The organism is Novosphingobium pentaromativorans US6-1 (assembly GCF_000767465.1).
Classification (GTDB): domain Bacteria; phylum Pseudomonadota; class Alphaproteobacteria; order Sphingomonadales; family Sphingomonadaceae; genus Novosphingobium; species Novosphingobium pentaromativorans.
This window is the reverse complement of the sequence record NZ_CP009291.1, coordinates 410,228-435,146: the sequence shown is the minus strand read 5'-3', so window position 1 is coordinate 435,146 and position 24,919 is coordinate 410,228. Positions and strand designations below refer to the sequence as shown.

Here is a 24,919-nt window from a genome sequence, read left to right as displayed (position 1 = left end):
CCTTAGCGCAAAGGCCTTGCCAAACCGTTCAAAATTTTTCAGCCCAAGCATCTCGGGCAACACCCGCCCCGATCCCGGGCACATGGAATATGGGGGAACATTCCTTGAGTAGCGAACAGAAGCTTGCCCTCGTCGTCTCGAACAGCGCCAAGGCGCAGGCCGGGGCCGACACGCTGCGCAAGTCTCACGACTGGGTTTCGCCGGAGGAGGCGGACATCCTCGTAGTCCTGGGCGGAGACGGTTTCCTGCTCCACGTCCTGCACGAAATGCTCGACAGGGACACGCTCAAGCCCTGCTACGGACTCAACCTGGGCACCGTTGGCTTCCTGATGAACCACCCGCATGGGCATCAGGTCATCGGCCAGCGCGTGAAAGAAGCGCACCCCGTCCCCGTCAGCCCACTGCGCATGGACGCTGTGGATCGCTCCGGCGTGGAATTCAGCTACTACGCCATCAACGAAGTCTCGATGCTGCGCGAAACGCGCCAGACCGCGAAGCTGGAAGTGCGCATCAACGGCCGCGTGCGCATGGAGGAACTGGCGGGCGACGGCATCCTGGTGGCGACACCGGTGGGATCCACGGCCTACAACCTCTCTGCGAACGGACCGATCCTGCCGCTGGGCTCGCGCATGTTGGCCCTGACCCCGATCAGCCCCTTCCGTCCGCGCCGGTGGAAAGGTGCGATCCTGCCCGAAAGCGCCGAGGTCGAATTCCGGATTCGCGAACCGGAAAAGCGCCCCGTCGCCGCCGTCGCCGACCAGAAGGAAGTGCGCGAGGTCCAATCGGTGCGAATCCGCGCGGCAACCGAGAAGGAGCTGACGATCCTGTTCGACCCCGGCTACACGCTGGAAGAGCGTATCTTCGCCGAACAGTTCCAGGTCTGAGCCGCGCGAAAGCAAGGGCGAGGAAATTTTGTCAAAATTTCCTCGCCCCGGGCTTGCCAACCCAATCAGTGCCGCTTATAGGCGCACCCCTGCCCCGCGGTGGAGACACTGCAGGGCTGCTCCCCGATAGCTCAGCGGTAGAGCATTCGACTGTTAATCGAATGGCCGTAGGTTCGAATCCTACTCGGGGAGCCAACTTCCTCCTTCTTCCAAGAAGGAAAAAATCAGCGGTCTTCGGGCCGCTATTTTTTTGCCCGCAGCCCGCAGCCTGTTTTCCGACACCACCAGATCGATTCGCCAAATGGGGTCGTCCGGGGCAATTGCCCGGCTGTACCTGGAAGTGCTGCGCCGTGCCCTCCGCCTGGCAAAGGCTTGCCATGGAGACGAAGGAGGTTCAGCCTTGCTGTGACCAGACACCTGAAGGGAGCAAGGGCAATGACTGGTGCGCTACTTCGCTTCGTAGGAGCGATGATCCTTCTGGGCGCTACATGGCCTGCTGCCGCACAGGACGCCTTCGAAACGGCCCAGATCCTCTCCGGCTCGGCGCAGCAATCGGGTGCGGGCCGCTCGCTGGGTTCGGCGATTTCGCACAGCATGGACGCAACCGCGCGGGCCATCGAGGGCGGCCGCGCCCGTCGGGCACGGATCGAAACGAAAAGCAGGCGGCAGCACAGCTCACGAAACGGTGCAGCAGCCGCGAGCCAGGTTGCCCCTCTTCCCGGCGGTGTCGACCCCCTGACCAGCACCGATGCCCCGGCCTATAGGGTAGGCAGCGGCGCGACTATCCGCACGAGTGGCGGGCTGATCGCAACGCCTGCGGACACATGCGTCGAGAACTGCCCTGAACGCTGAATCGCGTACAGGCAGGTCAGGCCAGCGCGCCGGAAGATGGATCTACTGACAGGACACAAAAAAAGCCCGGCGGGGAAGCCGGGCTATTTTTGTGTGGAGATATGGCAAACTGTGTGGTTTGAGCCTGTTCTTCCGCAGCTCTTGAGCGTCATACTTCTTACACGCTGGTTAAGAATTATCAGCCCAACTTGGTTAACAACCCGTTTACGTTTGACTCAGGAAGCTAACTTAGATCTGCTAAATACGTAAAAACACTTATATTTCAATGCAATGAAAGCAACGACAACGATAAGATAAATTATCCAGAAAATGGCCGCGAATGGCGTCTCGTTGCCCCACAACAGCCGCGCAGCAAATGTCGCTGCCACTGCAAGCGGCGCGCCCCAGACAATGCCGTCCCATCCGGCGCGCAGAACCGGCTCATCGTGCCCACGCCTGCGGCGCTTGCCGAGCCAGATGTAAGTGCCGGTCGCACAGATTGCGGTAATCGCCGTTCCGAAGACGAAATAGGCGATCTTGACCCAGAGCCCGCCAAAGTTGCCGAAATGCAGGTCATAAGTCGATGCCGCGGCCTGTTGCCCCAGCGCGCCATCGGACAGGCCCACGCTGCCGGTGAACCGCCCCCGGGCGTCGAAACCGTAATATTCGCCGAAAATGAGCCGCCTTTCGGGCTTGCCGATCAGCCGCACGGCCTGTCCCGCAGTCTGCGGGTCCTCAAGCACGACGTAGTCCACGGCAATGTCCGGTTTCTCGCTGGCCATGTGGCGCAGCGCGCTTGCCACATCGGGCATCGGCGCGGGCGTCTTGTCGGGAGTGGGTTCATCCCCGAAGATGGTGGCGAATACCGCTTCGGCGTCGCCGGCGTAGCTGGCGCTGGCGACCGAGAACGCCGTCAGGCTCGCAAGGCCGATCGCCGCACCGGTCAGCGCAATGGCAATAGAGAACGGCAGCGTCCACACGCTCATGCGGTTATGCCAGTCGGCCAGGCCAACCCCGCCCTTGTCCCGCGCACGCAGGCGAAAGGCATCGCGGAAGATGCGCGGGTGCGCCACGACGCCGGACAGCGAGAGGGCCAGCATCATCACCCCGAGCGCGCCGACTATGGAAATACCGACAAGGCTGGGCAGGTTGAGCTTGTAATGCAGCGCCACCAGGAAGTCCGTCCACGCGATCTCCTCGGGCTCTGCCAGCGAGCCATCGGGATGGAGATGGCGCGCGCCGTTGTCCGTGGTGATCGTTGCGCGCGGCAGGTCTGCGCTGGGCATGTGCACATAGAGGTGGCTCGTCACCGGCTTGTCCGCCTCTGCGGCCAGCATCGCCTCCACACCGCGCTGGACCGCATCGGGCGCGATCTGCGCCATTTCCGGCGCATCCGGCTGCTCGAGCCTCTGCAGTTCTTCTGCAAACACACAGATCGTGCCTGTCAGCGAGACGAGATAGAGCAATGCCCCGGCGATCAGGCCGATGGCGGCATGGGCGGAAAGGGCGCGCTTGACCGTGCCCGGTTCGATAGCGGCGCTCATGTCATGGCTCCGATCATGTAGGCGGGAACGGCGGCGACCGTGCCGAAGGCGAGCATGACCAGCTGTCGGCGACGGCTGCCGGTCATCATCAGGGCGTAGGCCATCCCCGTCCAGGCCAGCGGCGTAACGTAGAGGCTGATCGCATTGGCGTTGACCTCCCCTGCCCCGGCCGCAAGCGCCAGCCCGCGCGCCGCCACGGCAAGCCCCAGCGAGGATACCAGCGCCAGGACCGCGACGAAGGCGAAAGTGACAAAGCGCCGGCCGACACGCAGCGCCCCCCCATTCTCGGGCAGCATGCCGACACGCCGGTTCGAGGCTGCCGCCTTGCCGGGCGGCGACGACCAGGCAGCCCATCCCAGGAGGACAAAAGCCAGCGCCATCGCCACGATGATCTCGACAGCAGTCCCCAGGCACCGGCGCTTGACCAACCCAGCGCGATGGACAGGGCCAGAGCCCCCCAGGCCGCAAGGTTGAGGCCGTGCGAGCGGGTGCGGCGCGACCATGACCGGCGCAGCATTGCCACGCCAGCCACAGCGAGCGCCGCTCCGAGAGAGAGGAGCGCGTCACCCACCATCAGAAGCGATAGCTCACCGTGCCGAACACATTGCGCTCTTCACCCATGAAGCAGTCGCCGCGGGCGAGGCAGGAAGAGTAGAAGCTCTTGCCCAGCAGGTTGGTGGCATTGACACGGAACGACCAGTTCTGCCAGCTCACCTCGGCCAGCGCATCGACCAGCGTGTAGCCGGGCGTGCGGAGGCCATCGGGGAACGCAGGCCCGTAGGAACGCTGGCCCCCGGTGTGGCGAACGCCGCCGCCCAGCAGGAGTGCGACATCCGGCGAGAGCTGGAATGGCCGCGTCGCCCAGAGCGAGGCGTTGTACTTGGGTACGTTGTCGAGTTGCTGACCGCTTCCGGCTTCTTCGGCCTTGTTGTAGCTGAAGTTGGCCAGGATCTGGAAGTCGCCCGGAAGTACGGTGCTGCCTTCGACTTCGATGCCCTTGGAGAAGGACTCGCCAATCTGCAGCATTCCGGTGATCTGGTTTCCGGGATTGTCCGGGTCCTCCACCGCAACCGAAACCGGCCGATTGCGCTCCTTGATGTGGTAGGCGGTAACCGTCACCAGCGTCGCCTCGCCCGGGTGGAACTTGACCCCTGCCTCAAACTGCCGGCCGCGCTTGGGCGCATATGCATCGCCATATACATCCGTGCCTGCAATCGGCTCGAAACTCTCGGTAAAGCTGAAGAACGGCGAGACGCCCGGAACCACTTCGCCGATCGCGCCGGCGCGGAAGGAGGTCGCGCTTTCGTCGATGGCCTTCATGCCGAAGCTGCGCGAGGTCACCTTGTCCCGGCGCACGCCGAGGACCACCGAAATCCGGTCGGCAAAGCGGACCTGGTCCTGCAGATATAGGCCCAGCTGCTCCTGCCTGGTATCGTCCGACTGCGCCGCGCCCGGAGGCAGACCGCCGCCGAAATCGCTCAGGGTATCGCGGTCGATGTCGTAGATATCGATCGTTTCATAAGCATAGCCGTCTGTCTTGCGGACGCGGTTCCAGCTGTAGTCGACGCCGGCCAGCAGCTTGTGCTCGACAGCGCTGCCGGTAGTGAAATCGAACTGCACATTGTTGTCGCTGGAGAAGATCTCCATGCGCGCCTTCGAACCCGCGGCAATCAGCGTGATCAGCCGCTGCTCCTCGTCGAGATAGGGATTGGCCGGGTTTGAATAGCTGTTCGGATAGTGCGAGAAATAGGTCAGGTCGCTATCGATGTAGCGCGCCTTGAGATTGATCTTCGCGTTGTCGCTGAAGCGGTGGCCGAGCATCGCCGTGCCCTGCAGCAGGCGACCGTCATAGCGGTCCCATCCCGGCTTGCCGACGAACAGGCTGTTCTTCAGCTGGCCGTTCGGATTGGGCAGGATCGTGCCGACCAGCGGCAGGAACTGCGAAGTCGATCCACCGTCGTCCTCCTGGTAGAGCCCGATAAGCGTCAGGTCGGTGCGCGCGTCCGGGCTCCAGGTCAGCGACGGCGAGATCATGACCCGGTCGTCGGGAACGTGGTCCGTCTGCGTGCCGGAATCGCGGACGCGGGCAACCACTCGCCCGGCGAGCGTCGACGAGAGCGGCCCGGTCAGGTCGGCCAGCATCTCCTTGCGATCGTGCGAGCCGTAAAGCAGCGAGACTTCCCCGGCGCTCTCGAACTGGGGCTTCTTCGATGTCAGGTTGATGATGCCGCCGAGCGACCCCTGGCCGAAGAGAACCGAGGCCGGACCGCGGATCACCTGGACCGATGAGAAGTTGTAGGGATCGGCGCGAATGCTGGCGTAGTAGCTGTAGACGTCGCGCATGCCGTCGCGGAACTGCAGCGCATCGATGCCGCGCACGAAGCCGCCGTCGACACGGCTGTCCGGGCCATAGGGATTGGACTGGACGCCCGCGACGTAGCGCAGCGTGTCGCTGACCGAAATCGCGCCTTGCGCGGTGTACAGGTCTTCCGGGATGACCGTGACCGGCTGCGGTGTTTCGATTGCCGGCGTATCGGTCTTCAGGGCCAGGCCGCTGTCAGCCCGCGCGCCTGTAACAACGATGGCGTCCCGGACATCCGCAGCTTCCTCCGCCATGGCCGGCAGTGACACCAATGCCGTGCAGCACACAGCCATGATCCGAATGGTCTTCATGAAATCCCCAGTTGATTGACTGGCGGCCTGTTAACGCGACTCATTATCATTAGCAAGATGTGGCAAAAGAATTATCGCTGCACATCAATGCCCATCGCCGCCGCCCGGTCAGGCACGCGCGCGCAAGCACGAAAAAAGCCCCGGAGGATCGCTCCGGGGCTTTCGATTTCGTAAGTTGTGCTGCCTTGCCCCGATCAGGGAGCGCGGCGGCCTGAAGCGTCAGACCAGCGCGCCGTGACAGTGCTTGTACTTGCTCCCCGAACCGCAGGGGCAAGGCGCATTGCGGCTGATCGGCAGGTCCGCATAGGGATTCTCGGCAGTGCCGCCCGGGCTAGCCGTCGCCTGCGGGCTGCCTGCAAGCGAACCGAACAGCGCCGCACGTTCGGCCGAACCGTCGCCGTCATTGGAATTCTCGAGACCTGTAAGCGGATCGATGTGCCCGGTCAGGAAGTCGGGCAGTTCGGGCAGCTGGGCCGGCTCGGGAATGCGCAGTTCGCTGACCGACAGAATGCGGGTCACGTCCTCGCGGATCGTATCGAGCATGTGCTCGAACAGGCCGAAGGCTTCCTGCTTGTACTCGTTGATCGGCGTCTTCTGCGCATAAGCGCGCAGGAACACGACCTGACGCAGCGCGTCGAGCGTGGCGAGATGGTCCTTCCAGTGATGATCGATGCGGTCGAGCAGGATGGACTTTTCCACCTGGCGCCAGATCGCCGGATCGTCGCTGGCCATTTTCGCGCTCATGTGCGCACCAGCCAGCTCGGCCAGGCGTTCCTCGACGATTTCCGGCTCGATGCCGTCTTCGTCGATCCAGGCGTCGATCGGGGCATCGACCCCGAGAATGTCCTTCGCCTTTTCCTTGAGGCCCTCGACATCCCAGTGCTCAGGGTACGACCCTTGCGGGCAGGCATCGGCAACAAGCGAGTTGACCGTGTCGTTGCGCATGTCGACCACGACGTCGTCGACCGTCTCGGCGTCCATGATGTCCGAGCGCTGCTCGTAGATCACCTTGCGCTGGTCGTTCATCACGTCGTCGTATTCGACGACCTGCTTGCGCACTTCGTAGTTGCGGGCCTCGACCTTCTTCTGCGCCGTCTCGATAGCCTTGGACAGCCACTTCGAGCCGATCGCCTCGCCGTCGGCAAGGTTGCTGTTCATCATCTTGGCGAAGAGCGTGTCCGGACCGAAGATGCGCAGCAGGTCGTCCTCGAGGCAGAGGTAGAACTTCGAAAGGCCCGGGTCGCCCTGACGGCCCGAACGGCCGCGCAGCTGGTTGTCGATGCGCCGGCTCTCATGGCGCTCGGTGCCGATGACGCACAGGCCGCCTGCAGCGATGACGCGGTCCTTCTCGTCGCTCACTTCCATCTTGATCCGTGCAATCGCAGCTTCGCGCTCGGGACCTTCGGGAATTTCGGAGAGCTCGTCGTCGATGCGGAACTCGTAGTTGCCGCCAAGCTGGATGTCGGTGCCGCGGCCGGCCATGTTGGTGGCGATGGTCACCGCGCCATAGCGACCGGCCTGGGCAACGATATGCGCTTCCATCTCATGGAAGCGCGCATTGAGGACCGAGTGCTTGACGCCTTCCTTGTTGAGGAAGTCCGAAAGCAGTTCCGACTTTTCGATCGAAACGGTACCGACGAGGACCGGCTGGCCCTTCTCGTTCTTCTCGCGGATCAGCTTGGCGATGGCGGCAAACTTGTCGAGCGTGTTCTTGTAGAACTCGTCTTCCTCGTCGACGCGCGCGACCGGCAGGTTGGTCGGGATGGTGACCACGTTCATCTTGTAGATGTCGTAGAATTCCGCCGCCTCGGTCGCGGCAGTGCCGGTCATGCCCGAAAGCTTGGGATACATGCGGAAGTAGTTCTGGAAGGTGATCGAGGCGAGAGTCTGGTTCTCCGGCTCGATCTTGACGCCTTCCTTGGCCTCGACCGCCTGGTGCAGGCCGTTCGACCAGCGCCGGCCGTCCATCATGCGGCCGGTGAACTCGTCGATGATGACGACCTTGTTGTCCTTGACGATGTAGTCGGTGTCGCGCTTGAACATGACCACGGCCTTGAGAGCCTGGTCGAGGTGGTGAACCACCTGCGTGTTCTCGACATCGTAGAGGTTCGACCCCACCAGCAGACCGGCATCCTCGAGCATGCGCTCGGCCTTCTCGACACCGTCCTCGGTGAGGGTGATGTTCTTGGTCTTCTCGTCGGTCTCGTAGTCTTCCGCGTCGAGCTGCTTCACGATCGCGTCGACCGAGATGTACAGCTCCGACTTGTCGTCGGTGGGACCCGAGATGATGAGCGGCGTACGCGCCTCATCGATCAGGATCGAGTCGACTTCGTCGACGATGGCGAAGTTGAAGGGGCGCTGCACCATCTGGCTGCGCTCATGCTTCATGTTGTCGCGCAGGTAGTCGAAGCCGAACTCGTTGTTGGTGCCGTAGGTGATGTCGGCAGCGTAGGCCTCGCGGCGCTCGAACTCGTTGAGGTTGGGCACGATCACGCCGACGGTCAGGCCGAGGAAATTGTGCAGCTGCCCCATCATTTCCGCGTCGCGGCGGGCGAGGTAGTCGTTCACCGTGACGATGTGAACGCCCTTGCCTTCCAGCGCGTTGAGATAGGTCGCGGTCGTCGCGACAAGGGTCTTGCCCTCGCCCGTGCGCATCTCGGCGATCTCACCGCGATGCAGGACGATGCCGCCGATCATCTGGACGTCGAAGTGGCGCATGCCGAACACGCGCTTCGAGGCCTCGCGCACGGTGGCGAAGGCTTCGGGCAGGATGTCGTCGAGCGTCGCCCCGGCCGCCAGCATTTCGCGGAACTTGGGCGTCTGCGCAGCGAGTTCTTCGTCGGAACAGGCTTCCAGCGTCGGCTCAAAGCCATTGATCTGCTGGACGATCTTTTCGAGTGACTTGACGTAGCGTTCGTTGGACGAACCGAAAATCGATTTGACGAGTGCGCCGAGCATGGCGGGAATCCCTGTTTTACATGAATGCGTATGGTCTGAAGGCGCGCCCGCGATCATGGCAGGCACGACAGAATATCGCGAAGAAGCGAAAGAATGCGCGCGCCGGCGCTATTCGCGGGCGCGATCTATCCCTGCCAGAACGGCGGGCGCGGCAAGAGCGAGCGGCTCTGCCGAAACGAGCACGGGCGCATGCCTGCGGGTATTGCGCAGACCCGGCTCAGGCAACTGTGCCAGCGCCACGGGCGCACGCGGCGCCTTGACCGCCGATGACTCGGCCAGCGTGCCGACCTGCATGCTCGCAACCTGCGACGCACGCGCCTCGGCCGGACCGATCTGCGCGGCAAGGCCCGTCAGAAGTGCGAGCAGAGTCAGGATCAGGCGGTTCGCCATGCGGACCAGATAGGGGCGGTAATTACAATAGTCCACCGTAGAGCTCGCGACGCGGTGAATTGTCCGCTGTCACAGCCGGCCTCATCGGCCAATCTTTATCTCCATTGCACGGTTACTCGATCACCGGACCGCGTCACGACAGCCCGCAGGCATCTGGAAAAAATACGGCAACATCGCCCCTTCTGGCGCAATGAACCCGGCTATGACAAATGCCCGAGAGCAAAATATCGCGCTCACACTCCTGCAACCCGCAGCGAGGGCAACGGCGATTTAACAGTCTTGGCTTATGATGGCTGGAATGTCCGGATGCGCCTCAATGACGGCTCGATCGCCACAGCGCCTGCTCCTGCTCGACGGCCTGCGAGGAATCGCCGCGATCAGCGTCATGGGCTATCATTTCGGTCACGTTTTCCATGTGAAGAACCTTTTTGCGCGCGGATATCTATTTGTAGACTTCTTCTTCATCCTCAGCGGCTTCGTTCTCACGTTGGCACTCGAACCGCGGCTGGCGAAAGGCTGGCCTCCCAGCGCTTTCATCCGCGCCCGTATCATCCGCCTCTGGCCGATGGCGGCCCTGGGCGCCGTCGCCGGCGCAATGGTCATGTTCGCGACAGGTGGATCGGGTACCGTCGAAATCGCCCTCACGCTCCTGATGGCCCTCGCGATGATTCCGCTCACCGGCATTCGCGACCTGGAAGCCTTTCCGCTTAACGGGCCGCAGTGGTCATTGCTATTCGAGCTTATTGCAAACCTTGTGCACGCTATGTTGCTGCAACGCCTTGCAACCAAAGTTCTGCTCGGCATTGCGGTCATTTCCGGAACTACCGAAGCGCTCGTCATATTCACCTATGGCAGCAACAGGGTCGGGCCCGATTCGCTCGACTGGTATGCCGGGCTGCCCCGGGTTGCCTTCGCCTACACCCTCGGCATCTGCTTTGGGCGGCTCTGGCAATCCAGACGCACTCGCATAGAAAGCCACTGGCTCGTCCCGTTTGCCCTGATCTCGCTCTTGCCGATTGCCTTGTGTTTTACAAATGGCTGGTTGAGCCGTGCCTCTGGAGATGCGCTGAGCGTCTTGGTGGCGATGCCAGCCTTGTTCTGGCTAGCCGCATGCGGGTCCGTTCCCTCACGCCTCGAACGTGTGTTCAGCGGCCTCGGAATTCTATCCTTTCCGCTCTACGCGGTGCATCTTCCGATCCTCAAGCTCTTCAGTCACTTCGATCAGTCACCAATCACCGGCGTCGCTGCGCTGGCGACCAGCCTGATGCTGGCTGCCGGACTTGGCTTCACCATCGATCATCGGCACAAAGCCAAGTCCGCGTCAGCGCAAAAGCTCGGTGAAGCCGGGGACCTATCGCACAGCCAAAGCTCCGCCAAAGGGAAGGTTGACCGACAGCCTCCTGTCGAAGCTTGACGCCGCGCGCGCACGCGTTACGCGCTGCAGGCATGGCATACCCCGTCTCACCGCTCGCATCGCCCTTTCCCGCCCTGCCGCCGATTGCCGGCGTGACCGCGCGCGTCGTGCGCGCCGGGTACAAGGACTGGGGCCGATGCGACCTGACTTATGTCGAACTCGACGAAGGCACCAGCGTCGCAGGAGTCTTCACCCGCAACTTGTGCTGTTCCAGCGAAGTGGAGCTGGGCCGCGCGAATGTGCGGCAGGGCAAGGCGCGCGCGCTCGTCGTCAACGCCGGCAATTCCAATGCCTTCACCGGGTACCGCGGCCGCGAAGCGGTGGAGCAGATCATGGGTCAGGTCAGCGCACACCTCGGCTGCCCGCTGGAACAGGTCTTCGTGTCCTCGACCGGCGTGATCGGCGTGCCGCTGCCCAAGGACAAGGCTCGCGAGGGCGTCGACAAGGCGCTGACGGCGCAGCCCTGCACCTGGGAAGACGCCGCCAATACCATCGCCACGACCGACACCTTCGCCAAGGGCGCGACTGCATCAGCCATCGTCGATGGCAAGACGGTGACGATCAGCGCCATCATCAAGGGTTCGGGCATGATCGCGCCGGACATGGCAACGATGCTCGGCTATCTCTTCACCGACGCGGCGGTTGAGCCGGCATTCCTGCAGGAATGCCTCTCCGCTGCGAACCTGCGCACTTTCTCGTGCATCACCGTCGATTCCGACACGTCGACCAGCGACACGGTCATGGCCTTCGCCACCGGCAAGGCGGGCAATGCCCCCTCGCCTCGTTCGAGAGCGCCGGTGCCGATGCCTTCGCCGCTGCCGTCCACGACGTGTGCCGCCAGCTTGCGCACCTCGTCGTGCGGGACGGCGAAGGGGCGCAGAAGTTCATCGCCGTAACCGTCTCGGGCGCCGTCTCGGACGAAAGCGCGCGCAAGGTCGGCCTTGCCATCGCCAATTCGCCGCTGGTCAAGACCGCCATCGCCGGCGAGGACGCCAACTGGGGCCGCGTCGTCATGGCCGTGGGCAAGGCGGGCGAGCCGGCCGACCGCGACAAGCTCTCCATCGGCTTCGGCGGCACCTGGGCCGCACGCGAAGGGCTGCCGCTCGCCGACTACGATGAGGCCCCCGTCGCCGCGCACCTGAAGGGACAGGACATCTCCATCGAGGTCGACCTTGGTCTCGGGGACGGCCAGGCCACCGTGTGGACCTGCGACCTGACGCACGGCTATATCTCCATCAATGCGGATTACCGCAGCTGATGAGCGTTCCGGTATTCACGATCTGGGGGCGGCTGAACTCCCACAACGTCAAGAAGGTCGCTTGGTTCGCCGAGGAACTGGGCCTGAAGTACGTGCGCCACGATATCGGTGGCCAGTTCGGCTACACCGAGGACTATCTCGAAAAGAACCCAAACCGCCTGATCCCGACGATCGAGGACGGAAAGCTGGTCCTGTGGGAATCGAATGCAATCCTGCGCTACATGGCAGCCGAATACGGCGGCCCGCGCTGGTATGCGCACGACCCTATCGACCGCGCGCTCGCCGACCGCTGGATGGACTGGCAGATCACTTATGCCGACGCCCAGCGCCTGCCTTTCCTCAGCTTTGCCCGGACAAAGCCGGAAGAGCGCGACATGTCCGCCATTGCGCGCGACATCTCAAGGTGCGCGCAGCAGCTTGCGGTGATGGAGCGGTATCTTGGCGAAAAGCCGTGGCTGTCGGGTGGCCAGTTCGGCATCGGCGACATTCCCATGGGCGTCTATGCCTATACCTGGTTTTCGCTGCCGTTCGACAAGCCAGAGTTCCCCAACGTCACGGCTTGGTATGAGCGTATCAGGGAGCGTCCCGGCTTCGCCCAGCAGGTGATGATCCCTCTGACATGATCACCCCCGAACTCACCCGTGCCGTAGAGGCTATCATGCGCGATGCCTCGGATCGCGCCATCGCGCCGCGCTATCGCTTGCTTGCCTCCCACGAGATCATCGCCAAGGCCGCGGACGATGTAGTGACGGTCGCCGATCATGAGAGCGAGGCGATCCTCACCGAAAAGCTGGCCGCGCTCCTGCCCGAAGCCGATGTCGTGGGCGAAGAGGCAGTCCATGCCGACAAGTCGGTGCTCGAACGACTCAAGGACCGGCTCTGCTGGATCGTCGACCCGCTCGACGGGACAATGAACTTTTCACAGGGCAAGCCGCCGTTCGGCATTCTCGTCGCACTGGCCGACAAGGGTGAGACCATCGGCGGCTGGATTCTCGACACGCTGACCGGGCGTTTCTGCCATGCCGGAATCGGCACGGGCGCCTGGATCGACGGCGAACGCGTGGCCGCGCGCACGAGCGGCGAGTCTCCGCCCGTCGCGGCGATCTCGACGATCTTCATGGACGAAGACGCGCGCGAGAAGGTCATCCGCCATATCGCCCCGCATTACCGGCTGGTCGACATTCCGCGCTGCGCGGCTGAACAGTATCCACGCCTCGTGCTGGGCACAAACGACATATCGGTGTTCAACCGCACCCTGCCCTGGGACCATTCCGCGGGCGTACTCTTCCTCAACGAGGCGGGCGGCAAGGCCGCGCGGCCGGACGGCAGCGCCTATCGCGTCGACGAATACGAACGCCGCGAACTGCTGGGCGCCTCATCGCCCAAGCTGTGGGACGAATTCGCCGAAATCATCGCCCGCATACGCTGAACCCCTCCCACCCTGTAAGGTGAGAGGGGTTCGGCATTTCGCATCGCAGGCGCCGGGGCGCCGGGGCGCCGGTGCAGGGATCGATCAGATGCTGCTTTCGATCCAGCCCTTGAGCGCGCTCTTGGGAGCGGCGCCAAGCTTGTCGGCCACCTTCTCGCCGTTCTTGAACAGCACGAGGTAGGGGATCGACTTCACGCCGAAGCTGGCCGGCGTGTCGGTGTTCGCCATGATGTCCATCTTGGCGATGGTCACCTGCTCGCCCAGTTCGTCGCTGATTTCCTCGAGAGCCGGCCCGATCATCTTGCACGGACCGCACCAGTCCGCCCAGAAGTCCACGAGAACGGGCTTGTCGGACTTCAGGACATCGTCCTCGAAGCTGGCATCGGTGACGGCAATGGTCGGCATGAAATGACTCCTAAAATCGGGTTTGACTGCAATCTAGGGAAGAAACCGCTCGTGACAACGCCTGTGCGGTGAAGCTTTACTCGGGTGGCAAGAAGTCCGGCTTGTGCGCTGCAAGGACCTCGGCAGGCACGGTGATGAGCCGCGGGGCCGTGGTGTAGAGCAACGCCACTTCCACAGCGCGGCCCGGAAAGGCCACTTCGAGCGCGGCTGCGTAGGCAGCCATCTGACGCAGGTTGCCCTTGGGCACGGCCTCCAGCGATTCGGGCGGCCGGCGCGACGTCTTGTAGTCGACGAGGCGCACGCGCTCGGGCTCGACGACCAGCCGGTCGATAGTGCCCGCCACGACCTGCCCACCGACGATGGCGGCCACCGGCACTTCGGCAAGGCTGCCCTCGGCGAACAGCGGTGCCCAGTCCGGATTGGCAAGAACCCCCAGGGCATCGCCCAGCATCGCCTCGCGCTGCGTCTCTTCCAGATCGGCAGCATTGCGCGCAAGCCAGGCGCGCCCTGCCGCTTCGCGCTCGGCCAGCGCCACTTCGGGCAGACGCTCGAGCAGCTTGTGGACCAGCGTACCGCGCCGCGCGGCATCGCGGCCCGCACCGGGCGGGAACGGCGGATCGGGCGCTTCCTCCTCGCCCAGGGCCGAAGGCGCGAGCGGCCTTGGCGGACGCGGTTCGGCAGGCGGCGCGCGGTCCAGCCAGACCGGCAGCGGTTCGGGCAAGGGCAACTCGACCGGGCCGGTTTCAGGCGCGACGGGCTCCGGCAGTTCGCCCCATTCGCAGCGCGCACCCCAGACCGGATCGGCGACCTCGGCTTCGGGCGGAAAAAGATCGCGCAGGCGCGCGTACCAGCTCTTGGGCGCAGGCACGCCCTTGTCGCTCTTGCCCAGCGCGCCGCCGACGAACAGCGCTTCTTCCGCGCGGGTCATCGCGACGTAGAGCAGGCGCCAGTGCTCCTGCTCGTCCGCCGCACGGTTGGTCTCGATCTCGTCCCTGATCCGCCCGATCTTCTTTGCCGCCGAGGGGATAGGGGGAAGCGGGATCTTGCGATGCTCATCGCGCGGGTCGGGCAGATCGAGGCCGCGGTCGCGGCTGCGCTCGGGATTGCCGGTCGCATCGGCGAGAATGACAATAGGCGCCTGCAGGCCTTTCGAGCCGTGGACCGTCATCACCCGGACAAGCCCGGCGGCGCTGTCCGCCTCGCGCTTCAGTTCGCCGTCACCGGCATCGAACCAGGCAAGGAAACCTGCAAGGCTTGGCGTGTCGGTGGCAACATAGGCCTGCGCGGCGTTGAGCAGTTCGTCGATGGGATCGTTGGCCTCGCTGCCGAGCCGGGCGACCAGCTTGCGCCGGGCCTGCCACGGCCCCACCAGCAGCCAGTGCAGCAATTGCTGCGGTGGTTCGAAGTCGGCCAGTGCCAGCAGCGCGCCCAATTGCTGCAGCACGGCAGCGACTTGCGGATCCGAGCTGGCGCGTAGATGCGACCAGAGACGCGTGTGCTTGTCCCGGTAGCCGTGGCGCAGCAATTGCTCCTGGCTCCAACCCACCAGCGGCGAGACGAGCAGGCTGGCGAGGTTGAGATCGTCGAACGGCTGGACCGCGAAGCGCAGCGCGGCGACGAGATCCTTTACCGCCAGCGGCGCGCCGAGCCGGAGGCGGTCGACACCGGCAACAGGCACGCCTGCAGCATGAAGCCGCCCGACGATCAGCCCGGCAAGTTCCTTGCGCTGGCGCACCAGCACCATGATGTCCCCGGCATGGGCGCGGCGCGGCTTGCCTTTCTGCAAGGTGAAGCCCGGAGCCATCGGATCGAGCCATGCCCTCACCTGCCGGGCGATGCCTTCGGCCATCTGGCGGTCGGGCTTGGAAAGCCAGCCCTCCTGCCCTTCATCCTCACCCTCGTCGCGCGGGTCATCGTCATCGTCGCCGATCGCCGCGCCAACCGGCTTCCACAAGGCGACGTATCCGGGCCGGTCCTGCCCGTCATGGCGCTCGGGCGCATCGGCGAGACCGAAATTGGCATGGCCGATCCCGCCGATCGCATCGTCGACGAAATCGAGGACTTTCTGCGCAGTGCGAAAACTGCGGTCGAGGCCAAGTTCGAGCAGGCTGCGCGGACGGAAATTGCTGCGCAGCATTTCTGCATTCTGCGCCGCCTCGTTCATCTTTGCGCGCACTTTCTCGGCGGCGCGGCGGAAGTTCTCGGGGCTCGTGCCCTGGAAGCGAAAGATCGCCTGCTTGTAATCGCCCACAACGAAGAGCGTACGCATCAGGTCGCCATGCTGGCCAAGGCCGGCCCAGAACTCCTCGGCCATGGCAAGGATGATGTCCCATTGCGCGGCATTGGTGTCCTGCGCCTCGTCGACGAGAATGTGGTCGAAGCGGCGGTCGAGCTTGTAGCGGATCCAGTCCGCCTGCGACTGGTTGCGCAGCAGATCGGCCGCGCGGCGGATCTGGTCGTCGAAGTCGATCAGGCCCTCGCGCTGCTTGGCTTCGTCCCATGCGAGAGCAAAGGTCCGGCCTAGCCGCAGCGCGGGGACCAGTCGCTCGGTCAGTTCCAGCAATGCCTTGGCCTCGCGCACCCGGGCGATGCTCTCCTGCACGCGCAGTACGTAACCCTCGTAGTCGGGATCGCGTTTGAGAATATTCGTCAGTTGCTTGGGCGCATCGGTCGTCTTGGTGAACAGCCCGAAATAGAGATCGTCGATGGTCGCGGCGCGCTTCTCCGGCGAAGCGGAGAGCCACACGACCGAGGCTTCGGCGCCTTCTCGCCCGGCCTTGGTGTCCCAGTCTGCCAACGTCTCGCAGCATCGGCGCAGAGAGCGCACGTCGAAGCGCTCGTCGCTGCACAGATCTGCCAGATAGACCTCGTCGGCTTCGCTCGGCAGGCCCAGCAATCGCAGCACGTTCTCGCGCATCGGTTCCTGCCAGCCGCCGGGACCGAACCACGCCTCACGCGCCGAGGCGCAGCGCAGCAGGAAAGCCTCGACCGCATCGGGTCCGTGCCTCAGCGAGAGGTCGCTGATGGCGCGCAGCAATTGCGGATCGCCCCGGGGCTCGCTCTGGGCCGAGACCAGCAGGTCGGCCAGAACCTGCCGCGCAAGCAGCACGCGCTCGCGGTCTTCCATCGGCCGCGATCCCGGGATCAGCTGCGCTTCGAGCGGGAACGTCGCCAGCAGCCACTGCGAGAAGGCGTGGATCGTATCGATGCGCAGGCCGCCGCCGGGACAGTCGAGCACGGCGGCAAACAGTGTGCGTGCGCGTGCCATGGTCTCGCCATCGGCCTTGGCGCCGATGGCATCGAGCCTGGCGAAAAGCTGCGTATCCTCAAGCCGCACCCATTCGGCGAGAGTGCCGTTGATGCGCGCCGCCATCTCGGTAGCGCCAGCCTTGGTGAAAGTCAGGCACAGGATCTGCGAAGGATCCACGCCCGGCTGCAGCAGCAGGCGAAGCACGCGCGAAGACAGAACCTGCGTCTTGCCGGTTCCGGCCGAAGCGGAGAGCCACACGGTCTCTTCGGGATCGACCGCGCGCATCTGCTTGCCGTGAAGGGGATGGACGGTGGCCGGACCGCTCATGCCGCGTCCTCCCCGCTGCCGCCGAGCGTGGTGATCCACTCGTCCAGGCGCATCAGCTGGTCGTAATCGGCATAGCTGGCCAGTTCGGGATTGAGCCGCGCGGTAAAGGGCTCGGTGCCCAGGATCCACTTGTCGAGCGCATCGTTGAGAAAAGCCTCGGTCTCGTCCAGGAACTCTTCGCGCAGGACCATCTTCTCCTGCTTCTTCGGATCGTCGGTGACCGGTTCAACCGCATAGCCAAAGTCGTCGGTGCGCGGCTTCTTGGCGAGCGACCAGTACTCGAAACCGCTGGCTTCGCCCTCGACGCCCTTGAAACCGCGTTGTTCGGCGATCATCGCGATCAGGCCGAGTTGCAGCGCAAAGCCTTCCTTGACCTGCAGCGGCCGGGGCGGGCCTCCGGTCTTGTAGTCAACAACCGCAAGCGTGCCGTCCGCCTTGCGGTCGATACGGTCGGCGCGGCCATGGATGCGCACATCGCGGTACCGCATGTCGCCCCAGGCCTCGACGCACAGCACTTCGCGGCCCTGCCCCTTCTGGTCGGCAATCATTGCATCGAACGTATCGAGCGCCGCGGCCAGACGCGGCCACCACAGCGCCCGCATCAGCGGGTGCGCATTCGCTTCGTCGAGCACCTGTTCGGCTATGGCGTGCAGACCGCCCCTGGGCTCGCCCGACTTGTGCCACAGTTCGAGGATCCTATGCGCAATCTCGCCCTTCCAGGCTGCGCTCGGTTCAGCATCGAGCGCATCGAGCGTGCGCAGGCCGAGGATCGAGCTGGCATAGAACTGATAGGGATCGCCGCGCAGGCGATCGAGGCCGGTGACCGAGATGTCGACTTTGCGCTGCTCGGCATCGGGCATCGGCTGGGGCCGCGGATGAGGCGCCACCTTCGCCGCCTCGTCAAGCCTGCGCGCCAGTCGCAGCGCCTCGCTCTCGACATGGCGCGCGGCCTGATCGCCGAGCATCGCCTTCACGCGCAATACGAAGCGGGAAGGAATGACCGGGCCGCCTTCGTCGCGCTGCGCCCAGCTCAGCACCACTTCGGGCGCGCCGAGTGCTGCAGCAAGGTCATGCGCGGCAAGGCCGATGCGGAAATCGGCTCCCGGTACGCCCAGCGCGCGCAGAACGGCAGGGGGCAACAGCGAATCCTGCGAAAGCGACGCAGGCCAGGTACCCTCCACCAGTCCGCCGCAGATGACCAGATCGGCACGGCTCATACGCGCTTCGAGCAGGCCGTAGATCGATACGCGCGGATGCCCGCCCCAGGGCGGACGCACCGAGGCGCGGTCCATCGCATCGCGCAGCACCGCATGCAGTTCGCACGGATCGAGGACAGTGCCCGCCGCGCTCGCCGCGCCGCGCAATTCCTCAACGAACGCGCTGAGGGCGCGGCCGTCCGGCCCGGTCCACAAGGCATCCCCGCAAAGCGTCTCGGCAATTTCGCTGAAGGCGCCGAGCAGGACTTCGAGCGGCTCTGCCTCGCCAAAGGCGAACAGCGGCGCCAACATGTCCGCAACCGATGCCCACCACTCGCCGAGCCTGGCTTCTTCGGCGAGCACGGCGATGGGCGCCAGCCCCGCTCCCGGTCGCGGACCGCGCAAGGCGAGGTCGAGCCTGCGGGCATTTTCCAGCCAGCGCGCGCGCCCTTCCCCCGACCCGGCCAATGGATGCGTCAGCAGGGCGATGAGCGGCACCGGGGCGCCCTGTTCGGCGACCAGTTCGGCCAGTAGGAGCAGCAGCCGTCCCGCAGCGGACTGTGGCAAGGGCCGTCCGGCGGTATCGTCTGCCTCGATCCCCCAGCGTTCCAGATGCGCAACGACCCGCCCGGCAAGACCGCGGTTGGGCGTGATCAGCGCGACGCGGCGTTCGGGCGTCTCCAACGCCTCGCGGATCATCACCGCAATTGCCTGCGCCTCTTCGCCCGGATGTGCGCTTTCCATGAGCCGCACGCCGGAGAGCCGGCGCCTTTCAGCAGGCAGATCGACCCAGACGGAGGAGGCGCGCGGCGGCAGGAACAGGTTGGAAATGACCTTGCTGCGCTCCGGCGGTGCGGCGCCGTGCCCCGAACGGTGCCAGGGCTGCACTTCGTCGCGCGCAATGCCCATGCGGTTGAGCAGCAATTTGAGGTGATATTGCGGATGGGTCACCGCATCGCTGCGACCGAAGGGCGGATCGTCCGGCTCGACCGGATTTCCAGCCGTGCCCAGTTCGTCCCAGACGCCAGCATCCAGCGCCAGATCGAGGTCGGGCAGGATCACCGAACCGCCGGGCAGTTCGCTCACCACGCGCAGCATCTTCGCCAGCGCCGGAGAGGCGCTGGTAACACCGGCGGCAACGATCGGATGCTGCGGCGGTTCAGCGCGCCAACACTTCGCGGCATGTTCAAACAGGCGGTTGCGGCGTTCGGGCGCGTCGATCTGCCCGCGTTCGGCCAGTTCGGCGATCCAGTGTTGCTGCACTTTCAGGAAAGCGCGGGTATTGTCCGTCCAGTGCCCGGCAAGATCTCCGACGATGCCGATGACCCGCTCCGACATCAGGTCGATCGGCGCGATCCCCTCGACCAGCAGCCGGTCCATGGTGCTGCCCAGTTCCCACGCGCGGCGCAGGAGGGCCGCGCCCTTCCCGGCCTCGTCGCCCTCGACTTCCCGCAGGTAATGGGCAAGGCGCAGCCAGCGCCGCATCGGATCGGCAGCCGGCGGAATGTCGGCAGCGCCCAGCGGATCGAGCAAGGGGCCGAGCGTCTCGTCGAGATCGAGGTCACCTGCCACGGCCATGCGCGGCAGCAGCATGCCAGGCGTCTCGCTCTCACCCGAATGGCGCACGAAAGCCTCGGTGACGGTGCGCACCGCACGGCGGCTGGGCAGGAGCAGCGTCAGCCGGGCAAGGCCGAGCTCCCCTTGCGCATAGCGCGGCACGAGGCCGGCCACGAGGGCATCGGCAAACCCGCGGTGCGCAGCAATCGAGTAAACGCGCGGCCCGGCCCGATCAGGCACGGGGCAGCCATGCCTCGGTGGGCTTGATGGCGCCCGGATCACCGACTTCGAACCACAGGCCGGTATGCGAAATGCCGTAGAGTCGGCCTTCCTCGATCGCGCGGGACCACAGGACATTGGTCGAGAACGGACCTTCGGGCGCATCGCGCAGCAACCGGTGCGACACGATCTGGATGCCGGTGTAGATGAACGGCGCGACCCGCCCCTTGCCGCGGCGGCTGACCTTGCCCGCCGGATCGAGGTGGAAGTCCCCCTCCCCGCGGTAGTTCAGCGCACGCGGGTGCGGCACCAGCAGCAGCAGCGCGTCCATCCGTTCAGGATCCCACGCCTGCGAAAGCTCGGCGAAAACGTCGCTGGGCCCGTCGAGCCAGATGTTGTCGCTGTTGAGGCAGAAGAACGGATCGGGCAGCATCGGCGCGGCCTTGACCATGCCGCCGCCGGTTTCCAGCAGCACCTCGCGCTCGTCCGAGATCGTGACTGCTGGCCCCGTCTTGCGCACCTTCATGTGGCCTTCGAGCGCATCGGCAAGATAGTGGACGTTGACGACCGCCTTGGCGACGCCCGCGTTTTCGAGCTTTTCCAGCGCATGATCGATCAGCGCCTTGCCGCCGACGCGCACCAGCGGCTTGGGCTGCGAAGCGGTGAGCGGGCGCATGCGCTTGCCCAGCCCGGCGGCCAGGATCATCGCCGTGTCGCTTGCGAGGGGCTTGCCGCTCATAGCTCGAACTTGCCTCCACCGGCCTGCCGCAGATCCGACGGAATGTTCGCATCGAACCATTGCGCCACCGGAGCGAGCGCAGGATGCGCAAGGTCGCGTTCCAGCAGCGCCCAGACGCGCGGGATCATGTCGAGGTAGCGCGGCTTGCCGTCACGCTTCCACAAGCGCACGAAGATGCCGACGATCTTGGTGTTGCGCTGCGCGCCCAGCCTTGCGTAATCGGCCAGAAAAGCACCCGCATCGACGCCGCTCGCCTGCGTGTAATGGTCGAACATCTGCGCTTCCAGTTCCGCCGGGACATCGCGGCGCGCATCCTGCAGCAGCGAAACGAGATCGTAGGCCGGATGGCCCACCAGCGCGTCCTGGAAATCGAGCAGCCCCTGCTTTTCCTGCGCGCCCAGAAGCATGATGTTTTCAGCGTGATAGTCGCGCAGCACGGTCACGCCCGGATGCTGGCGCGGAAGCATGCCGCCCAGCGCCGCATCCCAGGCGGCGACGAAGCCGGGCACGTCGACCTTGAGGCCCCGCGCCGCGCAGTACCAGTCGACGAAAAGGCGCGCCTCGCGCTGGTATTCGCTCATCGAGTACTCGAGGAACGGCCCCGGCGGCAGGCGGTGCAGCTTCACCAGAGCATCGACGGCACCCTTGTAGGTATCGGTCTCGTCCGCGGGCCACTGGTCGAGGTAGTCGCGCATGCGCGCCTCGCCGAAGTCCTCGATCAGGACGAGGCCGCGTTCAGCCTCCTCGGCGAGGATTCGCGGCGCGCGCATGTCATTGGCATTGAGCCAGTGCGCGGCGCGCAGGAACGGCCCCGGATCCTCATTGGGCGGCGGAGCGTCCATCAGCATCGCCGTCTCGTCGCCCCGGCGAATGCGGAAATAGCGGCGAAACGACGCGTCGCCCGGTAGCGGCTCGACTTGCGAGCCGGCCCAGCCGGCAGTTTCAAGAAAGGAATCGAGGCCCGCAGGCAGCATCACGGCAGTGTCCGTCATATCGGCATTCGCCCTAGCCAATCACCCCCCGCCTCGACAATGGCGATCCGCCCCTCATCCGCAATTTCCAGCGTGATGGAGAGGCAGCCCGGCTCATGCGCGAAGCCACCGGCGTGATCGGGCCATTCCGCGATCATGGCAGCACCCTCGCGGTAGTCGTCCAGGCCGATTTCCTCAGCCTCGGACGGATGCGCGAGGCGGTAGAAGTCGGCATGGACGAGCGGCAGGCGCACGAGGGGCGGTTCGTAAAGCTCGACAATGGCGAAACTGGGCGACGGCACTTCGCCCAAGTGCCCGAGGCCGGCGATCACTGCCCGGGCCAGGGTCGTCTTGCCGGCGCCCAGACCGCCTTCGAGCGCCACGACATCGCCCACCTGCAGCTTCGCGGCAATGGCGCGGCCCAACCGCTCCATCGCGGCGAGATCGGGCAGATCTATCCTCATGGCAGTTCGACGATGGCGCTGGTGCCCCGGCCCGGTTCGGATTCGAGCTTGAGCGATCCGCCATGCGCCTCGACCAGCTGCCGGGCGAGCGGGAGCCCCAGGCCCTGGCGCCGCTCGACGCTCTTGCCGTCGGCGCTGACCTTCATCCCGTCCAGAGCGCGCGTCAGGCTGCGGCTGTCGAGGCCCGATCCCTTGTCCTGAACGAGGATCTGCGCGACTTCGCCCTGCGGTGTCTTGCGCGAGGCGACCTGCACGAGAATCCGCTGCCCGCGCTTGGAAGCGGCGATGGCGTTGTCCACCAGATGGCCGATGGCACGGCCCAGCCGCTTGCGGTCGCCAGTAATCGGGCGCGGCAGCCCCTTGGCCTGCAGGTCCAGCTCAAGCCCCGCCTTTTCCAGCCGCCCGGCGCGCTCTTCCACAACGCTGCGCACGAAGGGCATGAGTTCGATCTCTTCCTTCTTGAGCGGCAGCATGCCGGCCTCGCTCTGCGAGAGATCGAGGAGGCTCTCGATATGTTCGCCCAACTGGTCGACCGAGGCGAGAATGTCGGAGACGTATTCGCGTCCGCTGTCGCTAAGATCGCCGCCGAGGCCCGCCTGCAGCAATTCGGCAAAGCCGCCGATGGAGGTGAGCGGCGTGCGCAGTTCGTAGCTCATGTTGGCAAGGAAGCGGGTCTTGATCGCATCGGCTTCCATCAGCGCCGCGTTGCTTTCGCGCAGGGCGTCTTCGGCCTTTTGCGAATCGGTGATGTCGAGCACGGCGAGGAGGCCGTTGCCATCGGGCAGCGGAACGCCGGCAAATTCCAGGATACGCCCGTCGGCCAGGGTGATCCGGCCACCTTTCTGGGTGCGATCGAGCGTCGCCGCGCGCACGACATTGCCGACAAGTTCGGCTTCCGCCCCGCGCTTGAGGCGCGATGCGATCTTCTTGAGCAGTGCCTCCACATGCGGGTGGGTGTCGAGAAAATCGCTGTCGAGTCCCCAGTCGGCCGCGAAACGGCGGTTCCAGATCTGCATGCGGCCGTCGGGCGCGAAGACCGCAATCGATTCGAAGAGGCTGTCGAATGTCGCCGTGCGGGTGCGCAGCAGGGTGTCTCGCACGGCCGACAGGCGCAATTGTTCGGTCCGGTCTTCGACAATGAGCAGCAGGCCGCCGTCCGGGTCAGGCTGGGCGACAATGCGCAGATGGGTGCCATCGGCCAGCGACCAGGCCTCCTCCTGCGTGTCGCCCGAGGCGAACCACGCTGCACGTTCGCGCCGCCAGACCGGAAAGTCGCGCACTTCGGGAACACGCCCGACATCGCGCGCCGCGTCGAGCAGGCGCTCGAAGGCAGGCGGGTCCTGCATCATCCTGGCGGAGAACTTGAACAGGCGCTGGAATGGCTGGTTGGCGAACGACAGGCGCCGCTTGGCATCGAACTGCGCCACACCGGCCGAAAGCTGGTCGAGCATGGAGCGCTGGGCATCGCGGAAGGCGCGGAACGAGCGCGACATTTCCTCGAGATCCTCGATGTCGACGGCATAGCCGGCAACGCCGTCATTCCCGAGCGGCAAGTCGCTGACGCGCAGCGCCCGGCGCTGGCCATTGATCGTGGCCGAAACGATGCGCTCGATCGGCGCGCCCTTCTCCCGCGCGGCCTGCGCCACGTGTGCAGGCGTGTGCCCGTCAACCGTCTCGACCAGTTCGACGCCGGCCGCCACGACCGCTTCGGCGCTTTGACCGCCGACAGCCGCGACATAAGCCGAATTGACCAGCTGCAACTCGCCGTCGGGACGGCGGAACCACATCGGCATGGGCGCGGCCTCGATCAGCGAGACGAGCGCGGTGAAGTCCCCTCTCGCCCGGGCCGCTTCCTCGCGCAGGCGAGCCAGTTCGCTTTCGCTGTCGGAAAAGTCGAAGACCCAGACGAGCGCGGCGCCGCCGGGCGAGACCTGCGGATCGGCGAGATGCCCGCGCAGCGCCAGGCTGCGGGTGGAATTGCGCGGGGTGGCGACCAGGCGGAAAGGCGCGGCCGTCTTCTGGCAGCGGCGCACCGCTTCGGTCAGCTCCGCCAGCTTCTCGGCAGGCAGGCCCCGTTCGGCGGTATCGAGTTCGGACAGGAACTGCGGCACGCCGTCGAGCCCGAGCCACTGCGCCAGACGCGGACTCGCCTCGATCCGCCCGTCGGAACGTACGAGCAGGGGAATCGCTGGCGATTCCTCCACCATGCGGGCAAGCCTGCGCGCCGAGCGCAGCGCCCCTTCCGCCCGCTTCTGGCGCGTGCGCGCCGAGAGGATCGCCCAGGCTGCCCCCAGCGTCCACGCCGCGAGCAGCAATCCGATCAGCAGTGTTACGAGGCGCTCCTGGTCCATCGCAGATGGCTATGGTGCGCCTTGCCCGTGATGACAATGGGTTGGTTGCGCTGCAATGG

17 protein-coding genes, 1 tRNA gene and 1 pseudogene are annotated in these 24,919 nt (G+C 65.2%); 7 read left to right on the top strand and 12 right to left on the bottom strand.

The window, feature by feature from the left end:
• The first annotated feature begins 89 nt into the window (after positions 1-89).
• The 3 genes from JI59_RS01885 to JI59_RS01875 all read left to right on the top strand — a co-directional run bounded on the left by JI59_RS01885 (position 90) and on the right by JI59_RS01875 (position 1,736).
• The gene (locus tag JI59_RS01885) at positions 90-884 is read left to right on the top strand and encodes an NAD kinase (RefSeq protein WP_007014906.1); all 795 of its coding nucleotides are present in this window, start codon (positions 90-92) and stop codon (positions 882-884) included.
• A gap of 120 nt (positions 885-1,004) precedes the next feature.
• Positions 1,005-1,079, top strand: a tRNA-Asn gene (locus tag JI59_RS01880).
• A 240-nt stretch (positions 1,080-1,319) separates the two neighbouring features.
• Positions 1,320-1,736, top strand: coding sequence for a hypothetical protein (locus JI59_RS01875; RefSeq protein ID WP_038575374.1), 417 nt, complete (start codon positions 1,320-1,322; stop codon positions 1,734-1,736).
• A gap of 215 nt (positions 1,737-1,951) precedes the next feature.
• On the opposite strand, the gene JI59_RS01870 is transcribed toward JI59_RS01875, so the two are convergent.
• The 5 genes from JI59_RS01870 to JI59_RS01850 form a co-directional block, all read right to left on the bottom strand.
• On the bottom strand, positions 1,952-3,259 hold the full coding sequence (locus tag JI59_RS01870; RefSeq protein WP_007014904.1) for a PepSY-associated TM helix domain-containing protein: 1,308 nt from the start codon (positions 3,257-3,259) through the stop codon (positions 1,952-1,954).
• Positions 3,256-3,639 (bottom strand): hypothetical protein, encoded by a 384-nt coding sequence (locus JI59_RS01865; RefSeq protein WP_203226075.1) that lies wholly within the window; start codon positions 3,637-3,639, stop codon positions 3,256-3,258. The genes JI59_RS01870 and JI59_RS01865 overlap by 4 nt, the downstream gene beginning before the upstream one ends.
• A gap of 193 nt (positions 3,640-3,832) precedes the next feature.
• Positions 3,833-5,932, bottom strand: coding sequence for a TonB-dependent siderophore receptor (locus JI59_RS01860; protein WP_007014902.1), 2,100 nt, complete (start codon positions 5,930-5,932; stop codon positions 3,833-3,835).
• 219 nt (positions 5,933-6,151) lie between these two features.
• Positions 6,152-8,890 (bottom strand): preprotein translocase subunit SecA, encoded by a 2,739-nt coding sequence (gene secA, locus JI59_RS01855; protein WP_007014901.1) that lies wholly within the window; start codon positions 8,888-8,890, stop codon positions 6,152-6,154.
• Between the two features lie 108 nt (positions 8,891-8,998).
• Positions 8,999-9,316, bottom strand: a complete 318-nt coding sequence (locus JI59_RS01850) for a hypothetical protein (protein WP_007014900.1) — start codon at positions 9,314-9,316, stop codon at positions 8,999-9,001.
• A gap of 250 nt (positions 9,317-9,566) precedes the next feature.
• Here JI59_RS01850 and JI59_RS01845 point away from each other — a divergent pair, with 250 nt between their 5' ends.
• From JI59_RS01845 to JI59_RS01830, 4 genes and pseudogenes are all read left to right on the top strand, one after another.
• On the top strand, positions 9,567-10,694 hold the full coding sequence (locus JI59_RS01845; protein ID WP_007014899.1) for an acyltransferase family protein: 1,128 nt from the start codon (positions 9,567-9,569) through the stop codon (positions 10,692-10,694).
• Positions 10,695-10,726: 32 nt separating this feature from the next.
• Positions 10,727-11,952 (top strand): annotated as a pseudogene (gene argJ / locus JI59_RS01840) (bifunctional glutamate N-acetyltransferase/amino-acid acetyltransferase ArgJ).
• A complete protein-coding gene (locus JI59_RS01835) occupies positions 11,952-12,575 on the top strand; it encodes a glutathione S-transferase family protein (protein WP_007014897.1) in 624 nt (207 codons plus the stop codon). Before argJ ends, JI59_RS01835 begins: the two are co-directional and overlap by 1 nt.
• A complete protein-coding gene (locus tag JI59_RS01830) occupies positions 12,572-13,381 on the top strand; it encodes an inositol monophosphatase family protein (protein ID WP_007014896.1) in 810 nt (269 codons plus the stop codon). Before JI59_RS01835 ends, JI59_RS01830 begins: the two co-directional genes overlap by 4 nt.
• A gap of 84 nt (positions 13,382-13,465) precedes the next feature.
• On the opposite strand, the gene trxA is transcribed toward JI59_RS01830, so the two are convergent.
• From trxA to JI59_RS01795, 7 genes are all read right to left on the bottom strand, one after another.
• A complete protein-coding gene (gene trxA, locus JI59_RS01825; RefSeq protein WP_007014895.1) occupies positions 13,466-13,786 on the bottom strand; it encodes a thioredoxin in 321 nt (106 codons plus the stop codon).
• Between the two features lie 76 nt (positions 13,787-13,862).
• Complete coding sequence (gene addA / locus JI59_RS01820) at positions 13,863-17,363, bottom strand: double-strand break repair helicase AddA (protein WP_007014894.1); 3,501 nt, start codon at positions 17,361-17,363, stop codon at positions 13,863-13,865.
• Positions 17,360-20,356: a PD-(D/E)XK nuclease family protein gene (locus tag JI59_RS01815; RefSeq protein WP_007014893.1), complete on the bottom strand. Its 2,997-nt coding sequence runs from the start codon at positions 20,354-20,356 to the stop codon at positions 17,360-17,362. Before JI59_RS01815 ends, addA begins: the two co-directional genes overlap by 4 nt.
• A complete protein-coding gene (locus JI59_RS01810; protein ID WP_007014892.1) occupies positions 20,349-21,074 on the bottom strand; it encodes a nucleotidyltransferase family protein in 726 nt (241 codons plus the stop codon). The genes JI59_RS01815 and JI59_RS01810 overlap by 8 nt, the downstream gene beginning before the upstream one ends.
• A complete protein-coding gene (locus tag JI59_RS01805) occupies positions 21,071-22,066 on the bottom strand; it encodes an aminoglycoside phosphotransferase family protein (RefSeq protein ID WP_038575371.1) in 996 nt (331 codons plus the stop codon). Before JI59_RS01805 ends, JI59_RS01810 begins: the two co-directional genes overlap by 4 nt.
• Entirely contained in the window at positions 22,063-22,509 is a 447-nt protein-coding gene (gene tsaE, locus JI59_RS01800; RefSeq protein ID WP_007014890.1) for a tRNA (adenosine(37)-N6)-threonylcarbamoyltransferase complex ATPase subunit type 1 TsaE, read from the bottom strand. The genes JI59_RS01805 and tsaE overlap by 4 nt, the downstream gene beginning before the upstream one ends.
• A complete protein-coding gene (locus tag JI59_RS01795; protein WP_007014889.1) occupies positions 22,506-24,860 on the bottom strand; it encodes a sensor histidine kinase in 2,355 nt (784 codons plus the stop codon). Before JI59_RS01795 ends, tsaE begins: the two co-directional genes overlap by 4 nt.
• Positions 24,861-24,919 lie beyond the last annotated feature (59 nt).

What these genes read in the sequence shown, in the direction of transcription:
- JI59_RS01810 (WP_007014892.1), bottom strand. Translation starts at nt 21,074, where the DNA reads ATGAGCGGCAAGCCCCTCGCAAGCGACACGGCGATGATCCTGGCCGCC.
- secA (WP_007014901.1), bottom strand. Translation starts at nt 8,890, where the DNA reads ATGCTCGGCGCACTCGTCAAATCGATTTTCGGTTCGTCCAACGAACGC.
- JI59_RS01885 (WP_007014906.1), top strand. Translation starts at nt 90, where the DNA reads ATGGGGGAACATTCCTTGAGTAGCGAACAGAAGCTTGCCCTCGTCGTC.
- JI59_RS01830 (WP_007014896.1), top strand. Translation starts at nt 12,572, where the DNA reads ATGATCACCCCCGAACTCACCCGTGCCGTAGAGGCTATCATGCGCGAT.
- JI59_RS01865 (WP_203226075.1), bottom strand. Translation starts at nt 3,639, where the DNA reads ATGGCGCTGGCTTTTGTCCTCCTGGGATGGGCTGCCTGGTCGTCGCCG.
- JI59_RS01860 (WP_007014902.1), bottom strand. Translation starts at nt 5,932, where the DNA reads ATGAAGACCATTCGGATCATGGCTGTGTGCTGCACGGCATTGGTGTCA.
- JI59_RS01835 (WP_007014897.1), top strand. Translation starts at nt 11,952, where the DNA reads ATGAGCGTTCCGGTATTCACGATCTGGGGGCGGCTGAACTCCCACAAC.
- JI59_RS01875 (WP_038575374.1), top strand. Translation starts at nt 1,320, where the DNA reads ATGACTGGTGCGCTACTTCGCTTCGTAGGAGCGATGATCCTTCTGGGC.
- JI59_RS01805 (WP_038575371.1), bottom strand. Translation starts at nt 22,066, where the DNA reads ATGACGGACACTGCCGTGATGCTGCCTGCGGGCCTCGATTCCTTTCTT.
- JI59_RS01845 (WP_007014899.1), top strand. Translation starts at nt 9,567, where the DNA reads ATGATGGCTGGAATGTCCGGATGCGCCTCAATGACGGCTCGATCGCCA.
- addA (WP_007014894.1), bottom strand. Translation starts at nt 17,363, where the DNA reads ATGAGCGGTCCGGCCACCGTCCATCCCCTTCACGGCAAGCAGATGCGC.
- JI59_RS01870 (WP_007014904.1), bottom strand. Translation starts at nt 3,259, where the DNA reads ATGAGCGCCGCTATCGAACCGGGCACGGTCAAGCGCGCCCTTTCCGCC.
- tsaE (WP_007014890.1), bottom strand. Translation starts at nt 22,509, where the DNA reads ATGAGGATAGATCTGCCCGATCTCGCCGCGATGGAGCGGTTGGGCCGC.
- trxA (WP_007014895.1), bottom strand. Translation starts at nt 13,786, where the DNA reads ATGCCGACCATTGCCGTCACCGATGCCAGCTTCGAGGACGATGTCCTG.
- JI59_RS01795 (WP_007014889.1), bottom strand. Translation starts at nt 24,860, where the DNA reads ATGGACCAGGAGCGCCTCGTAACACTGCTGATCGGATTGCTGCTCGCG.